Origin of the sequence: Corynebacterium sp. HMSC074C04 (genome assembly GCF_001838295.1) — a bacterium.
In the GTDB taxonomy this organism is placed as follows: Bacteria; Actinomycetota; Actinomycetes; order Mycobacteriales; family Mycobacteriaceae; genus Corynebacterium; species Corynebacterium amycolatum.
Genome location: NZ_KV836272.1, coordinates 742625 through 758129, shown reverse-complemented (window position 1 = coordinate 758129; position 15505 = coordinate 742625). Strand labels below are relative to the sequence as shown.

Below are 15505 nucleotides of genomic sequence, written 5' to 3'. Positions count from 1 at the left end.
AAAGACTGAGCCCGAGTCGGAGGTGACAACGGAGCAGGACTCGGCGCAGGCTCTATCTGGAGAATCAGGAGCAGCGGGAGAAACAGGAGAAGCGGGAGCAGCGGCGCCGACGGTATCCCCCGACCAATCCGCGGCGACCGAACAGTCCACTACGATCACGAGTGCTGCCACTCCGGCTACCGAAGTTGCTGATATTGCCGTCAGCCCGGCACAAGCGCTGGAAGTTCTTATTTGCCAATGGACGAAGGTACGCCCCGACCAGCTCGGTGCCGCTGACTCCATCGAGACTCTGGTCGATGGAGTCTCATCTCGACGCAATCAACTGCTGCTCGATCTCGGAGTGGAATTCGACCTCGGTTCAATCGAGGGGGCAGCAGATGCGGAACTGGCGGATCTAAAGGACAAAATTGATAGCTTGGCCAGTGCGTATTCGGCATTCGGTCCGATTCTCTCCGAAGCCATTGCCGACGGTATTCGCCGGATTACCGGTCCTGCCGGTGCAGGCGCGAATTACCTCGATGATTATGTGCTGGGTGAATGGCAGCTTGGCAAGGGGTGGGCAACCGCAGTCAGTGCTGAGGTGATGCTCGGTACTCGTGAGGGCGCATCCCTGCGCGGCGGCGATCTTGCGCATCTGGCTCCGGCCGCCCCAACCAATACTGCTGAACTCAACCAGCTGATCGATGAAGCGATCCTTGCGGTCGCCACGCAGCGAGGTGTAGCTGTCGCTAAGCCGTCGGCAAGTGACAGTGGTGCTGGGGTGGTCGACTCGGCTGCACTCACTGAGTTTGCAGATAAACTGACAGGTCAGCGAGGCATTCTTGCTACCGCGGCACGCACGATTCTGGAGCAACTCGGCCACGAGATTACCGATGACATTGACTTCGATGCCGAAGACGCCGACAGCAACCTGGTAAATCTTGTCACCGCTGAACTCGGCGCGGACTGGCCGAAGCTGGTCACCCCGACGTTTACGCCCACCAAGGCAGTGCTTCTCGACGACCGCTGGGCCACCTCCCGCGATGACCTTGCGCGCCTATGGGTAGCCGCTGATGGGCATGTGGCTGGCACCGCGCCGGGCAGTATCCATGAAACCGCAGTTGAGCAGGCACAGTGGTGGGCTGCCAAGGCAGACGAGGCAGGGCGGACACAGTTGGCGAGTATCTACCGCCAGTTGGCGGACGAGGTCATCACGAATGTGGACGAACTGCCGATGAGCTCCGACATTGCAGTTGTTACCGGCGCATCGCCAAATTCGATTGGTTCCGCCGTAACTGCACAGCTGCTGTCTCAGGGTGCAACCGTTGTTGTTACCACTTCACGCCTTGGACGCGAACGCCTGAGCTTCTACAAGCAGCTCTATCGCGTGAATGCGCAGGGCGAGGCGAAGCTGTGGGTGGTACCGGCGAACTTGTCCAGCTTCCAGGACTTGGATTCCCTTATCGACTGGATTGGAACCGAACAGACTACAACGATTGGTGCGGAAGTGGTTGTGACCAAGCCCGCGCTGTCACCGACGCTGCTATTCCCGTTCGCGGCGCCTACGGTTTCGGGCTCGCTTGCCGACGCCGGTCCTGCGTCCGAGACCCAAATGCGTCTGCTTCTGTGGTCGGTGGAGCGACTCATCGCAGGGATGTCAGCACTTGGCGTGGACAATAATCTGCAGCATCGTTTGCATGTGGTGTTGCCTGGTTCACCGAACCGTGGTCGCTTCGGCGGCGATGGTGCCTATGGTGAAGCCAAGGCCGCCCTCGACGCAGTGGTGGCGCGCTGGAATGTGGAGGACGCTTGGCGCACCCGCACCACTCTGGCTCATGCACAGATTGGTTGGGTCCGAGGAACCAATCTGATGGGTGGAAACGATCCGCTGGTTGCTGCAGTGGAAGCAAAGGGAGTTCGCACCTTCTCCACCGAAGAAATGGCAGCTGAACTGATTGAGCTCGCTAGCTCGGAGACTCGGAAGAATGCTCAAACCCGCCCGATTCAGGCCGATCTCACCGGTGGATTGGGTGACGTTGACCTCAACATTGCGCAATTGGCGCAGGAGGCTGCACAGGCGGCTGGCCTATCAGCTCAAAACTCCGAGGTCGCTAGCGGGGCGCGCTCGCAGGAGCCGTCGTCAAGCCGTGTCTTAAGCAGCCTGCCAAGCCCGCGTCGACCGATTTCGCAGACAACACCAACCTTTGGTGACATCGCAGCGGCTCCGGAGGACATGGTGGTCATCGTGGGCGCCGGCGAGCTTGGACCGTACGGTTCTTCCCGGACGCGCTTTGAGGCCGAAGTCGATGATATTTCTGCAGCGGGAATTGTGGAATTGGCCTGGTCAATGGGGCTGATTTCCTATGAGGGCGGCTGGCGCGATGCCGATGGGCAACCGTTGGCAGAAAGCGACATTGCTTCGCGCTACCGCGATGAAGTGTTGGCGCGAGTTGGTGTGCGTCGTTACGCCGATGATGGCGATTTGGTTGATAATACGATGACTGAGCTGACCACGGTCTACCTGGATCGAGCGTTGAGCTTTGCGGTGCGCGATCGCGCGGCAGCGGAGACTTTTGTCAGTTCCAACCCGGACAACACCACTGCGAGCTTCGATGCCGAGACAGGGCAGTGGCTTGTGACACGAGCCGCTGGCACGCCGGTTCAGGTTCCGCGCCGAATGGCGATGAGCCGCTATGTTGGCGGTCAAATTCCGCAGGGCTTTGACCCGGCACGCTACGGTATTCCGGCGGACATGATGGACAATCTGGACCGCGTGAGCTTGTGGAACATCGTTTGTACTGTTGATGCGTTCCTGTCATCGGGCTTCAGCCCAGCGCAACTGCTGGAAGCGGTCAACCCGGCGCGAGTGTCGTCGACGCAGGGCACAGGTATTGGTGCGATGGAGTCGCTGCGCAGTCTCTACATCGACGGCCTGCTGGGGCAACCGCGAGCCAATGACGTCCTGCAGGAGGCATTGCCAAATGTTATTGCCGCCCACGTTATGCAGTCTTATGTCGGCGGCTACGGGCAGATGATTCACCCTGTCGCAGCCTGTGCGACGGCAGCGGTGTCGGTGGAGGAGGGCGTCGACAAGATAGCCCTGGGTAAGGCAGATTTCGTTGTCGCGGGTGGCTTCGATGACCTATCCGCAGAGGGGATCACAGGTTTCGGCGACATAGCCGCCACAGCTGACTCCGCCACCATGGAAGATAAGGGTATCGACCATGCGTACTTCTCCAGGCCTAACGATCGTCGACGCGGAGGCTTCGTGGAATCGCAAGGTGGCGGAACGGTGCTGTTGGCTCGCGGAGACATCGCTCGTGACATGGGACTCCCCGTGCTCGGTGTCGTCGCATACGCCCAGTCCTTCGCCGACGGCGCGCACACATCCATCCCGGCGCCGGGTTTGGGTGCACTAGCGGCAGCTCAGGGCGGCGAGAAGTCTCGGTTGGCTCGCGCACTTGCATCACTCGATGTCACTGGGGATCAGGTCGCGGTGTTGTCCAAGCACGATACCTCGACCAATGCCAATGACCCCAATGAGTCTGAACTGCATGAACGCATTGCAGATGAACTCGGTCGCGAGCGCTCGAACCCGCTGCTGGTGGTCTCTCAGAAATCCCTGACCGGACACGCCAAGGGTGGGGCTGCAGCGTTCCAGATCATTGGTCTGACTCAAGTATTGCGTAGCGGCATTGTGCCAGGTAATCGATCGCTGGACTGCGTCGATCCCGCATTGGCTGAGCATTCTCGTTTGGTATGGCCAACGAAGGCAGTCAATTTCGGCAATACGTTGCCGCTGAAGGCTGGCTTTGTTACCTCGCTCGGGTTCGGACATGTCTCGGCACTGGTGGCAGTCGTCCATCCGGAAGCTTTCTATCAAGCGATAGTGCAGCACGATGGCGCTGAGGCTGCGGAACGCTGGCGTAGCGCGGCGCACAACCGCGAAGCGGCTGGTCTGCGTCGCATTGATGAGGCTATTTACGGTGGGGAAACTCTCTACGAGCGTCCACGCGAGCGAAACCTGGCGGACGGTGGTCGGTTCGGTTCACCCGCTGCATTGGAAAAGGCCGTTCTGCTTTCCGACGGCGCCCGTCTGATCGATGGTGTCCTCCAGCCATGATTGGCGTAGACCTCGTCTATATTCCGAGCTTCGAAGAGCAGCTGAATATGCCAGGAAGTCAGTTCGCGCAGGCGGTTTTCACACCGGCTGAGCTACTGATAGCAAAGCGCCGCGGAGCAGTCGGCGGCGCGCTGGCGCGTCACTTAGCGGGCCGCTGGGCTGCGAAGGAAGCCTTCATCAAGGCCTGGTCGCAGACTATCTTCGGCAGCCAGCCGCTGATTGCGCGAGATCGGCTGGACTGGCGGGAAATAGAGGTGCAGCCGGATGCCTACGGTCGCGTGAGCATCAGTCTCCACGGAGCTGTAAGCCGCCATTTCCACGATCAGGAGTGGCAGCTGGGGCCGTCGTTAAGCATCTCGCACGACGGCGACTACGCAATCGCCGTCGTACGCTTGGACTAGTCCGGCGCGGTGCTAATCGACGGACTTTTGACGGCGACCGACCAGGATGCCAGCACCGAAGATTAGCGCGCCCAGGATTGCGCCGGTTCCGGCGACTGCGGCGGTTTGGAGCGGGGAATTGGTCGCGGCCTGCTGAGTCTGCACATCAACTTCGTCGAGCCCATTACCGGAAGCGTTGGACTTTGCGGAAGCCTTGCCAGATGCCTTGGATGCGCCACTGGCCTTGGACTCTCCGGTCTTGGAGGCACCGGCCTTCACAGCTTCTTCGCGTTCCTTGGCGGAGCCACCGACGCTGAGATCCGTGGCCGTGTCCTGGCTGCGGTCGGAAGAACCATGTGCAGCAAAGGTGTAGAGTGCGCAGTCATTTTCGACGCAGTTGGCGGCCGAGGTGACGGCCTCGACATTGAGCGTGGTAGAGAAGCTTCCGTCGGAGGACATCTGGGAGGTGCGGACAAACTCAGCGGCGGAGAAAGCATCAGCGTTGGTGGTGGAGAACTTGTTCTTCTCAGCCACTGCGACGTAGATGCCGTTGCCGCTGGTTTTGAATCCGGTGCCGGAGACGGTAATTGCGGTGCTGCCCGATGGGTTCAGTTCCGTGGTGGACAGGCTTACCGCCGGGGTTCCGGTCGAGGAGCTGCTGTCGTTGGAGCTGCTGGAGCTGCTGGAGCTGCTAGAGCCGCTGGAACCGGTGGTGCTACTCGACCCACTAGACCCTGTGCTGCCACTGGCGCTGGAGCTTGCGCTGCCGGCGGACTGTGAGGAGCCACCGCCGGACGGCAGGGTAGCGTCCTGCTTAGCAGCTCCGCCGGCAAACGATACTGCTGTCGCTGTGTCCTGGCTGCGGTCGGAAGAACCGTGAGCAGCAATGGTGTAGACCGAGCAAGCGTTCTGCATGCAGTCTGCCGTGCCGAACTTCGCGCTGACCGGAAGATCCACGCTGAAGCTGCCGTCGGACTTCAGGTTGCCGCGAGAGGTAGACACAAACTTGGTATCCGGGCCGAAGGAATCGGCGTTGGTCACATCCATCTGGTCATTTTGCGCGATACCGACGTAGATGCCCGGTCCAGAGGTCTTGAATCCCTTGCCTTCAACTCGAATGGTGTCGCCGCTCGGGTTCAAGTCTGAGGTCTTGGACAGGCTCACCAATGCGCTACCTCGTGACTGCGACGGTGACTGTGCGCCCGAACCAGTGCTCTGGCCACCACTCGGTGCCGCGCCGGTGGAACCCTGCGATTGAGCAGCCTGGGAAGTAGCACCCGCCTTGAAAGTGATGGGGACCCACTGGTCATTGCTGCGGTCAGAAAGATTAGGGAACGCAGTAAAGGAGGCTACGTAGCACTGGGTGGAGGTGCAGTCGACATCGCCAAAGCTGGTCGCGACTTTCATCTCCTGCGTAAAACTTCCGTCAGCGCCGACCGTGACCTTGGCCGCTTCGCCATAGGTCGAGGGGTAGCCCGACTTTGGCTTCTCGATTGTCTGGGCCAGGTAAATATTTGCGTTAGCGGGGTAGCCGACTCCCTTGATGGTCACGGTGGCGCCGTCGGAAAGATCAGTGGCAGGGGTCACGGAGAGCTGGCGCTCAGACTGATCGATGCTACCGCCGAGAAGGTCACCGATGCCGGGGAGCGAACCGCCGAGCTGTCCAATCGATGGCAGCGACTGTGCCGATGCGGGGACTGCGGGTAGAAATCCCGTACTCACTACGATTGCCGAAGCTAGAACAATAGAGCGGGGAAGCAGGCTCCGTCGGAAAGCGCCCTGCGTCGTGGACATGTAAACCTCTGATTCTGTTTGGGAGTTCCGGCGCAGGCACGGCGAAAAACAAGCAACCCCACCGCGCTGACCAGAGTAAAGCGTAAACTAAGGCAAGCCTACCCTCCGCGTATTGGTAAGGGCAATAAATGCCCCTGCCGAGGTGAGGAGGGGAGCTTTCTAGTCTGCTGCTTCTGCGACGCTCATGAGATAAGAGATAGTCATGCGTTTGATTTCCTGCACCGTCAGCTCGTAATGAGCTTCCCGTTCAGCATCACTTCCCGGATGGTCAACCGCATAATTCAGCAGGGCGTACGTCGCGTTAATCATGAGGTCGGAGATGAAATTCAGTTCCGCACCGCTTGACGACGGCACCAGCGGGCGCAGCACCTTTGAAATCTCGGTGACCAGGCGTGCCTTCGTATCTTCTGCGGTCGCGCGTGTAGCGGGCGTCGATTGAACGGCCAGCCATACGGCTCTTCTAGAAACGTCCTCGCGCCACAGTTTTGCCAGGTGGTCGATGAACTCCGAGAGAAACTCCGGCCATTTCAGGGTGGGGACTGTTTCACCGAAGCGTGAGACTTCCTCAATGACGGCCTCGGTGTCCTGACGGTCGAGCTCGCAGATCATCACATACTTGTTTGCGAAAAATTGGTAGAGCGTGCCAATGGGGATATCGGCAAGGCGAGCGACTTCGTCGAAAGTAAAAGACTCAAACCCGTGCTCGATGAGCACGGAGCGTGCCGAGCTGAGCATGCGTGCGTACCGCTCTCGGCTGCGTTGCTGAGCCGGAGTGCGACGGGGACGAAGAATATTCGGTGCGTCCTGGGATTGAGTCACTACTACGAAACCGTCTAATCGGGATGATGTGAGATGAGAGTTTGGGACCGGGACCAGAGCAGGTCTTGCGACAAGTTAGCTGTCGGAAGACTGAGATTCCACGCCCAAATCGCGCAGCACGCGCTGGACGTGCCCCTTGGCGCGAACGTTGTACCAGGCCTTTTCAACTTCTCCTTCGGCATTAACCAGGAAAGTCGAGCGGATGACGCCCTGAACAACCTTGCCGTAGTTCTTCTTCTCGCCGAAAGCGCCGAACGCGGTCATAGTTTCTTTGTCCGGATCGGACAGGAGGGTGAAGTTCAAGCCGTGGTCCTCACGGAACTTTGCGAGTTTTGCCGGCTTGTCCGGAGAAATACCTACGACAGGAATGCCGGCATCGTTCAGGGCTGCGGATTCATCGCGGAAGTCGCATGCCTCAGTGGTGCAGCCTGGGGTGTTGGCCCGCGGGTAGAAGTAAATCAGCACGGGCTTGCCCGCGTAGTCCGACAGCGAGACATGCTCCTCGGCGTCGTTGAGAAGAGTAAACGCCGGGGCAGGATCGCCAGCTTCCAATCGGATGTTGTTCTGGCCGTATTCTTTGTCGCTGGAGGAAGAAGTAGTCATGGCTTAATCGTATCGACTCTGGAGCGGTGCGTGGCGACTCTGAAGCAATGCGTTGAGTTTTTCCCCGTGCTCGCCCACGTTGCTGTAGTGGAAGTGTTAGTCTTTTAGGCGAACAATCACTTTAGATATTCAACTTTTTAGGGAGTTTACGTGGCTCGCAGCATTGAAGATATCCAGCGCGATATTGAGCGTAACCGTAACCAGCTCGCCCGTACTCTGGACGAGCTAACCGTGCGAACGAATCCGAAGAACGTTGCGGATGACGCAAAGACCCGTGTTTTCGATGCTCTGAATGAGCCTAAGGTGCAGGCAGCACTGGGTGTCGTTGCCGCACTCGTTGTTGGCGGCATCGCAATGGGCATTCGTCGTAACCGCAATCGCAGCAAGGAAATCGACCGCATTCGCGAGATGATTGAGACTGCTGCTAAGTAGTTTTCAGTAATTAGCGCACGTGCTTCGGGTGGTTACCTGGGGTCGTGCGCTTTTGCGTATCTAATCCCTTTTTGAGTCAGGCGTGGGGCACAAGTTGGCGACTGCGCTTGTTATGCAACAAAAAGACCGGGAAGGTATTTCTACCTTCCCGGTCTGTATCGTGCGCCATCAGGGACTCGAACCCCGAACCCGCTGATTAAGAGTCAGCTGCTCTGCCAGTTGAGCTAATGGCGCTTACTGTTTCCTGCTTGGTGCTCTCTGTGTGAGCTCCTCCCCGGCAACGAGAAGATATATAACCAGGTTTCTGATTGTTTGTAAAATCGGCTGGTCAGGTGCTGTTTTTGAGCTGACGTTTTTGCATGTTTTTTGAAGGGTTTTGCGCAACCGTTTGAAAAAAGTTCAAAAAAAGTTTGAAAATCCTCAAAGTGGGGTGGGGTTGTATCAAGGTCATCAACGCCGGGAGCGTGCATTGATGCCGTAGGTACGTTCGGTGACGTTCGGCGGTGTTTAGTAACGTCCGGTAACGTCCGGTGGCACTTTTGAATAGCGAACTGATTACTTTTCGGTAACGCAGCCTCAAAGGTGCATCGTTTTCCCAGGTCGGTTGAAGTGCCCCGGTTTTTGGGGGTTGCACAGCATTTTTCCAGAGGGTTAACTGTAGGAACCGTTGGGCTACTTTGCGTGCTGCGCCCTGTGAAGAGTTGAAAACTGTGATCGGGCAGTCATTACGGCTTTTTCAGCTAGGGCGGGCGTTTTATCGGCGGCTAGTGCCGTTGCAGGGTAGTCTGACCTTTTTCGAGGGCGCACCAGGGGCTGTAGCAGGACTCCGCTGTGTGTCACAGTGTGTCCCCGGGACTTACTACTTAATAATTGCACTGTTGGAGTGAAGCACGATCATGCGGCAATCTTTTAAGCGCCTGTCGACGGCGGTGGTGACATTTGCGGCCACCATTTCGCTAGCTGCTTGTACCGTCGGCGGCGATAATGCCGAGCAGCAAGAGGCGGAGAAGTCGGACGTTGGTCTTGTCGCCAGTGTGAAGGACGATGCCACCGATGTTTCGGTGGTTGACCCGATTTCGGTTCAGGTGGAAGAGGGGCATCGCCTGGACAAGGTTGTTATGACCAACCCTGAGGGCAAAGAGGTAAAGGGCAAGCTCGACTCCAGTGGTACCAAGTGGTCCACTGCAGAACCCCTGGGCTACTCAAAGACCTATGAGATTAACGCCACCTCAGGCACAGAAAAGCTGGCTACTTCTTTCACCACTATTGAGCCGACTTCTCAGGTAAATGGCTACCTGTCCCCACTGGATGGTTCCACCGTGGGTGTCGGTCAGACTATTGCCGTGAAGTTCAGCGCGAGTATTTCGGACCGCAAGGCCGCTGAGGAAGCAATCAAGGTGACCACCGAGCCTAAGGTGGAAGGCGCTTTCTACTGGCTGAATAATAGCGAGGTGCGCTGGCGTCCAAAGGAGTACTGGAAGCCGGGTACCAAGGTTACCGTGAAGTCCGACATTTATGGCACGGATCTCGGTGACGACATGTACGGTGCGGAGTCCGCCGAAACCAGCTTCACCATCGGTGATGAAGTCATCGCTATCGCTGATGATGCGACGAAGACCATGGTCATTAAGAAGAACGGTGAAGTCGTAAACTCCATGCCTATCTCTATGGGGTCTAATGTTCACCCGACTCCGAATGGCCAGTACATCATCGGTGATCGCAACGAGACTATGGTGATGGACTCCCGTACTTACGGCCTGTCTCTGGATAACGGTGGCTACGTCACGCCGGTTAACTACGCAACGCAGATGTCTTACTCCGGTATCTACGTCCACGGTGCACCGTGGTCAACATGGGCACAGGGCAGCGTCAACCAGTCTCACGGCTGCATCAACGTCACTGACGCCAACGCTAAGTGGTTCCTGGACAACACTAAGCGCGGTGACATCGTGGTTGTGAAGAATACGGTTGGCGAGACGCTCTCCGGTGTTGATGGACTAGGTGACTGGAACATCCCGTGGGAGACCTGGAAGAAGGGCAACGCCGACGAGACCAGCTCTTGGTAACCCCCTGTCCTCTAAGTGAGGCCATCACTTAAGTCACACGGGTTAGACCGCTTACTATTCATCCAACATTCCCAGCTCCTGCGCCCGAGCAACAGCCGCGGTGCGGGAGCTGACGTCTAGCTTGGTGAAAATATGCACCAGATGCGACTTCACAGTCGCTTCAGTGAGCACCAGCTGCTCTGCAATTTTTCTATTCGACATACCCCGCGCGACCAACTCGAGCACCTCGAGTTCGCGCGGGGTTAGTGCCGTATTGGGATTGCGCATCCGCCCCATCAAGCGCCCGGCAACCTGCGTGTTCAGCACGGTCTCGCCGCGAACGGCGCGACGGATGCCATCGATGAGTTCTTCCGGAGCGGCATCCTTCAGCAGATAACCAACTGCGCCAGCGGTGACAGCGCCGAGGACATCGGAGTCCGAAGAATAGTTGGTCACCACCAACACCTCCGGAGCCTTCACGCCGCGCCCGGCGAGTGCGCGGATGGCTGCAGTGGCATCAACTCCGCCTGCGCGGGAAGCGGTGCCAGGGGCCTCGCCAAAGCGAAGATCCATGAGTACCAGATCGATGTGGTCGCAAGAGTCGTCGTCAAGCGATGCGCGCACCTTCTCGACCGCGTCGTCACCGCTGGCAGCCTCGCCAACCACGACGATATCCGGCGCCGATTCAACGACGGCGCGAAGACCAGCGCGCACGATGGGATGATCGTCGGCGATGAGGACTCCGATGGGCTTGGTCACCTGGCTATCTCCTCGGGTGATGTGAATGGTCGTTTCCTACCTGCATACCAGGCGCGGGACTTTAAGAGGCGAGCTCGTGCGGGATGCTGACGCTGACACCGCAGCCGCGCCCAGGTTCCGACTCGATTGTGAAGGTGCCGCCGAGCTTTTCCACGCGTCGGCGCGCGTTGGCGATACCCACGCTGTCGTCGTTGGTTGGTGCGGTGGGGTCGAAGCCGATGCCGTTGTCGACGCAGTCGAGCAGAACCTCGTCGGGCTGATAGGTCAGAGTGACGCGACAGCGCGTGGCGTGTGCATGCTTGACGACGTTCGCCAAGCTCGCCTGGGCCACCCTGATAATTGTGGCTTCGACGGTGGCCGGCAGTCGCGTGGGTGTGCCGTCAACGCAGAAGCTGACAGCATCGCCCAGCACCGTGGAGGAGCAGACTTTCTCCAACGCACCGGATAGGTCAGCCCCTTCGAGAGGAGCCGGCTGAAGTGCTGCGATAATGCGCCGAGTTTCGGCGAGGTTGTCGGCCGCGACCTTGCGAGCGAGCTGCAGCGAATCCACCGAGGCCTGGTCATGCTGAGTGGGAGCACTTTTCATGCGAGACTCCACCGAATGCAGCAGCAGCTGGATGGAGGAAAGCCCCTGCGCCACGGTGTCATGAATGTCGGCTGCGAGGCGTGCGCGTTCGTTCAGCTCACCGGCACGACGGGACAGTGCTTCCGAGTGGGCGCGGGCAGCCGAGAGCTCCTCCAGCGCCTTGGTCTTTTCGATAGTCTCCCTCTGCAGCAGCCGAAACCCCAGCCCCACCGTGAGCACAAATGTCCCGCCGAGGATAGGACCGAGGACCCCACCAAAAGTCAGGGGAGTGTGGACGGCTATAGCGCCGATTGCCGTCGCCGTTGTCGCCGCCACCATGATTACAGCCGTAAGGCCGCCAGTGACCTGCAAAATTACGAAAAACAGTGGGAAAACCAGGAACGAGGCGTCCAGCGTTGCAAACGCCAACGCAGCCCAGCACAGCAGCAGGATCACAAGCCAGCCCAGTAGTAGGCCGTGCGGTTTAGTCAGTGCGACCTCGTTGGCTACGTTGCCATGCCGAGCCCGACCAATCGGCCCGACCGAACCTGCTATGTACACCGCTAGAAAACACACCGCATAGGTGATGATTCGCCACTGCGGGTCCGGAACCACGCATACCGCTAGCAGCACCAGCACCAAAACATCCAGGGCAAACCGCAGTAATTGCCAGTTGCGGTTCAGGGTCTCAGGAGTATCCACGCCCTCGAGCTTAGGACAGTTCCACCTGCCAAAACACCGCTGACGAGCCGGAATTGTCAACATCAACCGAAAGTTGGAGACGAAGTTCAACCTCCCTGGCGATTAAATCCTCCTTTGAATCCACGACCATAATGAGTATGTACCAGTCAATGAAAGAACTTCGGGCCGCTCCAGGCCGTGCGGCACTAATCACCATCACCGTTGGCATGATTGCTGTGATGGTCGTGTTCCTCTCGGCTTTGGCTGCCGGCCTGTCCTCCCAGTCCGTTTCCGCACTTGACGAGGTCTACGGCAAAAACGATGCCGTCGTCGTCGCTGAGGGGGCCACGTCGTTGTCGTCGTCAAGCATGGGCGAGACAGTGCGAAAGGGCATCCAAACGTGGGCGAACGATAATAACGCCGCCATCCGCGATGTCTACGTCAGCCGTGCACGAGTCGATGAAACGCCCGTCACCGTCATCTCCGATTTTTCGCTTAACGACGACCAGGTGGCCGTCACCGACGGCGTTAGTGAAACCGCCATTGCGGAAGGTGACTCGCTGACCCTGTCTGGCGCGATGGGCGATTATAAGGCCACGGTTGCACGACTGGTGGGGGATAAGTGGCTGGACCATCAAGCAGTCATTTATGCCGGGCGCGGTGTGATGGAAGACCTGACGCCGGGGCAGATGGTGCCGGCGGCGATGGTTGTCGACGAGTCTGCGGCGCAGCTGCCGAATGTCCCGGAAGGAACCATTCTGCGCGACGGCGAGCGCAACAACCTGTCGGCTTCCTACCAGGGCGAGCAGACTTCGCTCAACGCGATGACCTCGATGCTGTATGTCATCTCCGCGCTGGTAGTAGGCGCATTTTTCACCGTGTGGACCGTTCAGCGACTCCGTGGTGTGGCCATTTCCTCGGCGCTCGGTGCGTCCCGCTCCGTGCTGGTGGCTGACTCTCTGGCACAGGTCCTGGCCGTGCTAGCAATCGGAGTCGGCGGCGGCGTGGCGGTGACTGCAGCGGCGGGCTGGGCTCTGCAGAGCGCCAACGTCATGCCGATTGTGGTCGATGCTTCCACGACCGTCGTGCCGGGGCTCGTTCTCGCTGTGACCGGCGTAGTTGGTGCGCTGCTGGCACTGGTGCCGGTATTTCGCGTCGATTCGACCACCGCACTGGCGAACGCATAGTGGCAATCTGAGAAAACGACTTTCCGCCAAAAACATCCCGTACAACCTGCACGCCCTGCACACTCTGCACATCACGCAACTGAGGAATTGAGGACAACATGACTACCTACATCGACAACAAAGCTCCCGTGGCACTGGCGCTCAAAAACATCTCGTTGACTGTCCAGGACGGTGAAAACAAGCGCACTCTTTTGGATGACATCTCGCTGAAGATTCGCGCTGGCGAGGTCGTTGGATTGGTCGGCCCATCGGGTTCTGGTAAGTCAACGTTGCTGACCATTGCCGGTTGCTTGAAGAGCGCCGACTCCGGACACGTCACTCTGTACTCCACCAAGCAGGAGTCGAACGGTGCAGGCGCGGACGAGAGTGCGGAAAGGACGGCCATTGACCTGAGCGCTCGCGGCGCGGATGCTGCCAAGGTTCGTCGCGAACATATCGGTATCGTCTTCCAGCAGCCGAATCTTCTACCAGCCTTAACGGTTAAGCAGCAGCTCATCGCAATGCGGCGGCTGGGCCGCGTCTTCGGTTGGCTCGCGGGTGGCCGTCGTGAAGCGGAGAAGCGCGCCGATGAGCTACTCGAGGCAGTCGGCCTGGCGGGGCTGGGAAACCGTCGCGTGAACCAGCTTTCCGGTGGTCAGCAGGCACGTGTCAATGTTGCGCGCGCACTGATGAATGAGCCGGAAGTGCTGCTAGTCGACGAGCCGACCGCGGCCTTGGATCAGAAGAGCGCAGGGGCCGTGACGCAACTGATTATGGATGTGACGCGGAAGATGGGTGTGGCCACCCTGTACATCACCCACGACCTGGGGCAGCTCCACGGTGCCGACCGGATCGTGGAGATGATCGACGGCAAACTGCAGGTATCGGATGCAGGTTTGGTAGCTACTCGGTAGTGACTGTGGGGGGGGATAAGTAGCAAAAGGACCCATCCCGGCGACACGCTGGGTGGACACACTTTGTCTATTAACCCGAGACCCGCGTGGTAGGCGGACACACAAAACCCTCGGCCAGGAAAAATCCTGGCCGAGGGTTCTACTTGGGGTGACTGACGGGACTCGAACCCGCGACACCCAGGATCACAACCTGGTGCTCTACCAACTGAACTACAGTCACCATTACCGCATTAAATGAGCTGTTTTCTCAGTTCATCTCTGCAGCGAACTATATGGTAGCCCACAGTGGGCTGGAAACAAAAACAGCAGGTCAACCCGGATAAAATTGGAGAGGGTTAGGGTTTGGGGCCGTCGTAAAGCGAGCTAGCCGCGAATTTCACCGTACTTTTCTGTGGATTCCTTGCTTGCGGCGGAAACAGCGTCGGCATCGGGGCCAGGGTGGGGCAGAAGCATGGCGCGGCGGTAGTAGTCCAGCTCGCGGATCGACTCCTTGATATCTGCGAGAGCTCGGTGAGCGAGACCCTTTTCTGGAGCGCCCTTGAGAACCTGGGGGTACCAACGGCGGGCCAGTTCCTTGAAGGAAGAGACATCAATCATGCGGTAGTGCAGGTGCTGATCGAGCTCTGGCATGTAGCGGTGGATGAACTTGCGGTCGGAAGCAATCGAGTTTCCTGCCAGCGGAGCGGTGCGGGGCTCGGGAACCCACTGGTGGATGTAGTCCAGAACAGCTTGTTCGGCGTCGGCGACATTTGTCTTGCTTGCGCGTATTTCCTGATCCAGGCCGGACTTTGCATGCATCTTGGTGACGAAATCGTCCATCTGTGCCAATTCAGTCTCGGACGCGTGCACGACGATGTCCACACCTTCTCCAAGCACGTTGAGGTTGGCATCGGTGACGAGAGCCGCGATTTCGACAATGACGTGGCGCTCGGGCTCGAGGCCTGTCATCTCGCAGTCAATCCACACAATCCGGTCGAGCTCAGGGGAGAGCTGGAGATCGGGATTGGGCTGAGCCATGATTTCACCTTTCGCTGAGATTCGGCATGTTTCTGCAGTGCGCCTTATTTTGTGCCCGGACTGGGCTGCGGGGCGCGTGTTGACTACGCCCAGCTTAGCGATGTGGATTGTGATGTGGTTTAGCGTGCCGATTTTGAGGCGGATTGTGGGGAAACGAAATTAACTGGAAAGTGAGGTTTTAGAATTGGACAACGGGGCATGAACTAAATCGACCTATTTGCCTGATAA

At 58.6% G+C, this 15505-nt stretch carries 12 protein-coding genes and 2 tRNA genes; 6 read left to right on the top strand and 8 right to left on the bottom strand.

The genetic code is table 11. The annotated features are described in order from the left end of the window. Positions 1–4102, top strand: a 4102-nt coding sequence (locus tag HMPREF3011_RS11455; protein WP_305764130.1) for a beta-ketoacyl synthase N-terminal-like domain-containing protein, incomplete at its 5' end; no start/stop codon positions are given. Further along, the gene (locus HMPREF3011_RS07700; protein ID WP_070841355.1) at positions 4099–4503 is read left to right on the top strand and encodes a holo-ACP synthase AcpS; all 405 of its coding nucleotides are present in this window, start codon (positions 4099–4101) and stop codon (positions 4501–4503) included. The genes HMPREF3011_RS11455 and HMPREF3011_RS07700, both read left to right, overlap by 4 nt. A gap of 12 nt (positions 4504–4515) precedes the next feature. Here the strand turns inward: HMPREF3011_RS07700 and HMPREF3011_RS07695 are convergent, their stop codons facing one another. The 3 genes from HMPREF3011_RS07695 to bcp all read right to left on the bottom strand — a co-directional run bounded on the left by HMPREF3011_RS07695 (position 4516) and on the right by bcp (position 7698). Beyond that, positions 4516–6276, bottom strand: a complete 1761-nt coding sequence (locus HMPREF3011_RS07695; RefSeq protein WP_070841354.1) for a neocarzinostatin apoprotein domain-containing protein — start codon at positions 6274–6276, stop codon at positions 4516–4518. A 159-nt stretch (positions 6277–6435) separates the two neighbouring features. Further along, positions 6436–7095: a TetR/AcrR family transcriptional regulator gene (locus tag HMPREF3011_RS07690; RefSeq protein ID WP_070439575.1), complete on the bottom strand. Its 660-nt coding sequence runs from the start codon at positions 7093–7095 to the stop codon at positions 6436–6438. A gap of 75 nt (positions 7096–7170) precedes the next feature. Next, positions 7171–7698 carry a thioredoxin-dependent thiol peroxidase gene (bcp, locus tag HMPREF3011_RS07685; RefSeq protein ID WP_070439578.1) on the bottom strand — a complete coding sequence of 176 codons (528 nt, stop codon included), beginning with the start codon at positions 7696–7698 and terminating at the stop codon, positions 7171–7173. A 150-nt stretch (positions 7699–7848) separates the two neighbouring features. Here bcp and HMPREF3011_RS07680 point away from each other — a divergent pair, with 150 nt between their 5' ends. Further along, complete coding sequence (locus HMPREF3011_RS07680; protein ID WP_038628049.1) at positions 7849–8130, top strand: DUF3618 domain-containing protein; 282 nt, start codon at positions 7849–7851, stop codon at positions 8128–8130. A gap of 161 nt (positions 8131–8291) precedes the next feature. On the opposite strand, the gene HMPREF3011_RS07675 is transcribed toward HMPREF3011_RS07680, so the two are convergent. Further along, positions 8292–8364, bottom strand: a tRNA-Lys gene (locus tag HMPREF3011_RS07675). A 662-nt stretch (positions 8365–9026) separates the two neighbouring features. Here HMPREF3011_RS07675 and HMPREF3011_RS07670 point away from each other — a divergent pair. Then, entirely contained in the window at positions 9027–10196 is a 1170-nt protein-coding gene (locus HMPREF3011_RS07670; protein WP_070841353.1) for a L,D-transpeptidase, read from the top strand. A gap of 54 nt (positions 10197–10250) precedes the next feature. Here HMPREF3011_RS07670 and HMPREF3011_RS07665 read toward each other — a convergent pair whose 3' ends face one another. After that, complete coding sequence (locus HMPREF3011_RS07665) at positions 10251–10934, bottom strand: LuxR C-terminal-related transcriptional regulator (RefSeq protein WP_038628053.1); 684 nt, start codon at positions 10932–10934, stop codon at positions 10251–10253. A gap of 61 nt (positions 10935–10995) precedes the next feature. Next, complete coding sequence (locus HMPREF3011_RS07660; protein WP_049182013.1) at positions 10996–12201, bottom strand: sensor histidine kinase; 1206 nt, start codon at positions 12199–12201, stop codon at positions 10996–10998. Positions 12202–12350: 149 nt separating this feature from the next. Here HMPREF3011_RS07660 and HMPREF3011_RS07655 point away from each other — a divergent pair, with 149 nt between their 5' ends. Beyond that, the gene (locus HMPREF3011_RS07655) at positions 12351–13367 is read left to right on the top strand and encodes an ABC transporter permease family protein (protein ID WP_083327098.1); all 1017 of its coding nucleotides are present in this window, start codon (positions 12351–12353) and stop codon (positions 13365–13367) included. Positions 13368–13465: 98 nt separating this feature from the next. Continuing rightward, positions 13466–14260, top strand: coding sequence for an ABC transporter ATP-binding protein (locus tag HMPREF3011_RS07650; RefSeq protein WP_038628059.1), 795 nt, complete (start codon positions 13466–13468; stop codon positions 14258–14260). A gap of 144 nt (positions 14261–14404) precedes the next feature. Here HMPREF3011_RS07650 and HMPREF3011_RS07645 read toward each other — a convergent pair. Continuing rightward, positions 14405–14480: transfer RNA gene (locus HMPREF3011_RS07645), tRNA-His, on the bottom strand. Between the two features lie 143 nt (positions 14481–14623). Then, positions 14624–15277 carry an oligoribonuclease gene (orn, locus tag HMPREF3011_RS07640; protein ID WP_038628062.1) on the bottom strand — a complete coding sequence of 218 codons (654 nt, stop codon included), beginning with the start codon at positions 15275–15277 and terminating at the stop codon, positions 14624–14626. Positions 15278–15505: the final 228 nt, after the last annotated feature.

Coding starts and splice junctions, on each gene's coding strand:
- HMPREF3011_RS07700 (WP_070841355.1), top strand. CDS start 4,099: ATGATTGGCGTAGACCTCGTCTATATTCCGAGCTTCGAAGAGCAGCTG.
- HMPREF3011_RS07695 (WP_070841354.1), bottom strand. CDS start 6,276: ATGTCCACGACGCAGGGCGCTTTCCGACGGAGCCTGCTTCCCCGCTCT.
- bcp (WP_070439578.1), bottom strand. CDS start 7,698: ATGACTACTTCTTCCTCCAGCGACAAAGAATACGGCCAGAACAACATC.
- HMPREF3011_RS07670 (WP_070841353.1), top strand. CDS start 9,027: ATGCGGCAATCTTTTAAGCGCCTGTCGACGGCGGTGGTGACATTTGCG.
- HMPREF3011_RS07655 (WP_083327098.1), top strand. CDS start 12,351: ATGAAAGAACTTCGGGCCGCTCCAGGCCGTGCGGCACTAATCACCATC.
- HMPREF3011_RS07650 (WP_038628059.1), top strand. CDS start 13,466: ATGACTACCTACATCGACAACAAAGCTCCCGTGGCACTGGCGCTCAAA.
- orn (WP_038628062.1), bottom strand. CDS start 15,277: ATGGCTCAGCCCAATCCCGATCTCCAGCTCTCCCCTGAGCTCGACCGG.